Annotated in this window: 3 protein-coding genes and 14 tRNA genes; 14 read left to right on the top strand and 3 right to left on the bottom strand. The window is 45.4% G+C overall.

Annotated features, from left to right (window positions below):
* The first annotated feature begins 1 nt into the window (after position 1).
* The 14 genes from FS806_RS25065 to FS806_RS25000 all read left to right on the top strand — a co-directional run bounded on the left by FS806_RS25065 (position 2) and on the right by FS806_RS25000 (position 1,482).
* A tRNA-Val gene (locus FS806_RS25065) sits at positions 2 to 77 on the top strand.
* Positions 78 to 84: 7 nt separating this feature from the next.
* A tRNA-Met gene (locus FS806_RS25060) sits at positions 85 to 158 on the top strand.
* 58 nt (positions 159 to 216) lie between these two features.
* A tRNA-Asp gene (locus FS806_RS25055) sits at positions 217 to 293 on the top strand.
* 19 nt (positions 294 to 312) lie between these two features.
* A tRNA-Phe gene (locus FS806_RS25050) sits at positions 313 to 388 on the top strand.
* Between the two features lie 16 nt (positions 389 to 404).
* Positions 405 to 480: transfer RNA gene (locus tag FS806_RS25045), tRNA-Thr, on the top strand.
* Positions 481 to 492: 12 nt separating this feature from the next.
* A tRNA-Tyr gene (locus tag FS806_RS25040) sits at positions 493 to 578 on the top strand.
* 1 nt (position 579) lies between these two features.
* Positions 580 to 653: transfer RNA gene (locus FS806_RS25035), tRNA-Trp, on the top strand.
* A gap of 15 nt (positions 654 to 668) precedes the next feature.
* Positions 669 to 744 (top strand) — tRNA-His (locus FS806_RS25030).
* Between the two features lie 23 nt (positions 745 to 767).
* Positions 768 to 839: transfer RNA gene (locus FS806_RS25025), tRNA-Gln, on the top strand.
* Between the two features lie 5 nt (positions 840 to 844).
* Positions 845 to 919 (top strand) — tRNA-Gly (locus tag FS806_RS25020).
* Between the two features lie 4 nt (positions 920 to 923).
* Positions 924 to 997, top strand: a tRNA-Cys gene (locus FS806_RS25015).
* Between the two features lie 4 nt (positions 998 to 1,001).
* Positions 1,002 to 1,087, top strand: a tRNA-Leu gene (locus tag FS806_RS25010).
* Between the two features lie 52 nt (positions 1,088 to 1,139).
* A tRNA-Arg gene (locus tag FS806_RS25005) sits at positions 1,140 to 1,216 on the top strand.
* Positions 1,217 to 1,396: 180 nt separating this feature from the next.
* A tRNA-Leu gene (locus FS806_RS25000) sits at positions 1,397 to 1,482 on the top strand.
* 52 nt (positions 1,483 to 1,534) lie between these two features.
* Here the strand turns inward: FS806_RS25000 and FS806_RS24995 are convergent.
* From FS806_RS24995 to FS806_RS24985, 3 genes are all read right to left on the bottom strand, one after another.
* Positions 1,535 to 2,689, bottom strand: coding sequence for a phage head closure protein (locus tag FS806_RS24995; protein ID WP_144942050.1), 1,155 nt, complete (start codon positions 2,687 to 2,689; stop codon positions 1,535 to 1,537).
* 77 nt (positions 2,690 to 2,766) lie between these two features.
* Positions 2,767 to 2,946, bottom strand: a complete 180-nt coding sequence (locus tag FS806_RS24990) for a helix-turn-helix domain-containing protein (protein ID WP_225312825.1) — start codon at positions 2,944 to 2,946, stop codon at positions 2,767 to 2,769.
* 637 nt (positions 2,947 to 3,583) lie between these two features.
* Complete coding sequence (locus FS806_RS24985) at positions 3,584 to 3,784, bottom strand: helix-turn-helix domain-containing protein (RefSeq protein WP_144942046.1); 201 nt, start codon at positions 3,782 to 3,784, stop codon at positions 3,584 to 3,586.
* Between the last annotated feature and the right edge of the window lie 215 nt (positions 3,785 to 3,999).

Raw genomic sequence — 3,999 nt, 5'->3', positions numbered from 1 at the left:
TGGACGCTTAGCTCAGCTGGGAGAGCATCTGCCTTACAAGCAGAGGGTCGGCGGTTCGATCCCGTCAGCGTCCACCATTATTGCCGCGGGGTGGAGCAGCCCGGTAGCTCGTCGGGCTCATAACCCGAAGGTCGCAGGTTCAAATCCTGCCCCCGCAATATTGTCCCCTGAAGACTAATTGTCTTCCGGGGATCCCCTTAAGGGGAATTTTTATATGGAGCTGTGGTGTAGAGGCCTAACATGCCTGCCTGTCACGCAGGAGACCGCGGGTTCGAATCCCGTCAGCTCCGCCATCTTTTGACAAATGAATAAGGCTCGGTAGCTCAGTCGGTAGAGCAGAGGACTGAAAATCCTCGTGTCGGCGGTTCGATTCCGTCCCGAGCCACCATTAGAATGACTGATATGCCGCTGTAGCTCAATTGGTAGAGCAACTGACTTGTAATCAGTAGGTTGGGGGTTCAAGTCCTCTCGGCGGCACCAGTGATCTCTTATGGAGGATTAGCGAAGTGGCCAAACGCAGCAGACTGTAAATCTGTTCTCTTACGAGTTCGGTGGTTCGAATCCATCATCCTCCACCATAGGGGCATAGTTTAAAGGTAGAACAAAGGTCTCCAAAACCTTTGGTGTGGGTTCGATTCCTGCTGCCCCTGCCAGCAAACCTATACGTGGCGGTCGTGGCGAAGTGGTTAACGCACCGGATTGTGGCTCCGGGATTCGAGGGTTCGATTCCCTTCGATCGCCCCATAATATACCCTTAAATATGACATTGGGGATTAGCCAAGCGGTAAGGCAACGGACTTTGACTCCGTCATGCCCAGGTTCGAATCCTGGATCCCCAGTTTATGCGGAAGTGGCTCAGCGGTAGAGCATCGCCTTGCCAAGGCGAGGGTCGCGGGTTCGATCCCCGTCTTCCGCTCCATTAAGGCGCCATAGCCAAGTGGTAAGGCAGAGCTCTGCAAAAGCTTTACCCCCAGTTCGAATCTGGGTGGCGCCTCCAACTTGCCGGAGTGGCGGAATCGGCAGACGCACAGGACTTAAAATCCTGCGGTAGGTGACTACCGTACCAGTTCAAGTCTGGTCTTCGGCACTTATCAGGTTAAGCATGGAAGGTCTGACTTGCAGCAATTGAAACACATCTTGTGCCCTTAGCTCAGCTGGATAGAGCGTTTGACTACGAATCAAAAGGTCAGGAGTTCGAATCTCTTAGGGCACGCCATAATTACTTTATGCCGGTGTGGCGGAATGGCAGACGCGTTCGACTCAAAATCGCTTTCGTCAGCCAAGGAATTTACCGCTTAAGCCTTGGTACAACTGAGTTTTTGTGATACAATGTTTGATAGTTCTCTCCTGTAGTTCTCTCCTTTATCCAGGAAAGAGTTGGAGATATTTATAATATGCTGGTGTGGCGGAATGGCAGACGCGGCGGACTCAAAATCCGCTTCCGGCGACGGAGTGGGGGTTCAAGTCCCTTCACCAGCACCAATAATAAAACTACGATGTTCTTTGGGATTAGCCCGAGGAACTTTTTTATTATTTAAAACTGTAAACATTCGCTCATTGCATGGGCTGATGTGATTTTCGTACTGACGTCCAAATGTGCATAGATATTTGCTGTTGTTGAGAAATCGCTATGCCCCAGCCATTCTTGAATTTCTTTCATACTCACTCCATTGGCGAGAAGTAGACTGGCGCAGCTATGTCTCAGATCGTGATAGCGAATTCTCCGCAATTTATGCCTAGAGAGTACGATAGGAAAATGTTGCGTAATATACCCCGGCTTGATCCGATGCCCCAGCTTGTCCAGATAAATGTAATCGAGGTAATCAGTACAGTAGGAGTCTCTATACAGGCGTCTGTATTGTTCTTGTTGTTCCTTTATTCGTAAAAGAAGTTCTTCGAACGCTGCAACCAATGGCAGAGAGCGATGACTTGATTTGTTTTTTGTACGATCCTTCTCCACGGTTATATACTTCCCTTCGACAGATACTTCAATTACCGTATGCTGAATGGTAATGGTTTTATTTTTGAAATCAATCGAATCCCACTTTAGCCCCACAACTTCGCTTCGACGTAATCCGTAAAATGCCGAGAGCAGAACCGCTAGCTCGATTGGATCGCCCTTTACCGCTTCGAACAGCTTCTTCATTTCTTCCCTGTCGTAAAAACTGCCGACAAATGTATTTTTCTTTGGACGTTCGACTTTATCTGCGGGATTTGAGGGAATCATATTCGTTTTGAACGCATATTGAAGCGCTTTGCGGATATTCGCGTGGAAATGGATAACTGTATTAGCTGTAACACGGCGAACTTCTAATTCATATTGATAAAATTCCTGGATGTGATTCGGTTGCAATTCTTGAAGCAAAATCCCTTTTTCCTTGAAGTAAGGTGCTATCCTGCCTTTTACAGCGTTAGAATAGGAAGCATAAGTTGTGATTTCAATACGGTGCTTCATCATTTCCAGCCATTGAAGCATGAAGTCAGAGAATAACAGGTCTTCTTTATCTGCTTGCTGAGGAGTTTCGAAATTTTTGCGAGCTTCAATAAGTAATGCTTCGGCTTTCTTCTTGTTGCCTTTTACGGGTAAACCCGTGGAAATCCATTTGTTTTTCCTTTTACCTTGCTCATCTTTATAATTTAAGACGATATAGAAATAACCTTTCTTCTCCTGTAGGTGGCCTGCTACCAAACCATGTCCCTCCTTGATATAGCAGCCCCAATCTCCTACCATTGACGATTCTAGTGTAACATAGTACAACTGGTAATTCAATGCACTAAAGCGTTGCAGTATGAAGGGGCATGATCTTTTGTCATTCGAAGGAGATAGAGGAGAATATTGATCTTGGGAATTTTATAAGCTCTGCCAATTTTGAAGTGTTCAATTTGATTTGCTTGCAACAGTTTATAGGCAGTTTTGGTACTGATGCCGCCCAACATTTCGCACATTTGAGTAACGTTGACGACATCCGGATAATTTTGAAACATTAAATCATAGGGTTCTTTTTGACATAATGTATCGAACGAACTGTACGACATCACAATCTCCTTTCTACGAAATTATGTATCAATACCGTGAACAGAAAAAAGCACATTTCAAGCTGCCGCTGGTTATACGGCATCATAGCTCCGATTTTTTACGGAAACTCCCCCTCATTCGAGCGGGCTGCCCCCAATGCAGTGATGCTGGCCGGGCAGAAGTATCATTATCCCTCTTGCAGGTCATGGCGATTCAACCCACCACAGATTGATTGGGACCAGAAGTTATCGCTCTTGCTAATAAGAACTGGCAGTCTTCGCGCTTCCGTCCGGTCGCTTTCCGCTTTTCGCGGGTACAAGAGGAATGTACTCGAAATGTGTATATGGAATTTTCAATGATCACGTGGATATCGGAGATCAAAGGCTTTTTGCATCTCCTACAAAATAAATAGGGGTATTCACTTTAAAAGGCAACTTGAGCGATAAATATTTTTATTAAATTGCGAGGGAAAGTTTGTAGTTTCGGAGAATCGGAGTAAAGCGAAGTTCCATCTTCAACCGAGAAATGCCGAGCAGCAGAATATTCATTCTACGGCTCGGCTTTTCCCTATTCCTTGTAACGGTCAAGATCAAAACGGCGAATCGCCAAAATAAACTCAATGACCAGTTGTTGTCTGCAGTCTTCATTGATCACACCATGATAGCGAGAGTATTTGTTGATCAGAGGCTCATAGCGCTCAATTAGTTCGGCTACTGCTTGTCGATCACCCTGCTGGGCTAAGTGAATTAATTCCATAATTTCACGCATTCCATGCTCCTCCTTTTTAGTAAGTTATAGTTCCAAAGCGGTTAGGAGGAGCACGGTATCTGATCAATGCTTTCTTAACAATCGATATAACTTTTAAGCCGAATTAACAAGTTGATTTTGGATTTCGTTATAGCTTGTCTATATAAGTGGCACTTAAGATTTAGAGTTGGATACAAAGGCGATCAATTACCTTCTGAGGCGACTTGTTAATTTCG

The sequence above is a fragment of the Paenibacillus sp. 32O-W genome, from assembly GCF_007679495.1.
Lineage (GTDB): Bacteria > Bacillota > Bacilli > Paenibacillales > NBRC-103111 > Paenibacillus_L > Paenibacillus_L residui.
The sequence above is the reverse complement of the archived record's forward strand: the minus strand, read 5'-3'. Positions and strand labels throughout refer to the sequence as shown.

Coding starts and splice junctions, on each gene's coding strand:
- FS806_RS24990 (WP_225312825.1), bottom strand. CDS start 2,946: ATGTGCGAAATGTTGGGCGGCATCAGTACCAAAACTGCCTATAAACTG.
- FS806_RS24985 (WP_144942046.1), bottom strand. CDS start 3,784: ATGCGTGAAATTATGGAATTAATTCACTTAGCCCAGCAGGGTGATCGA.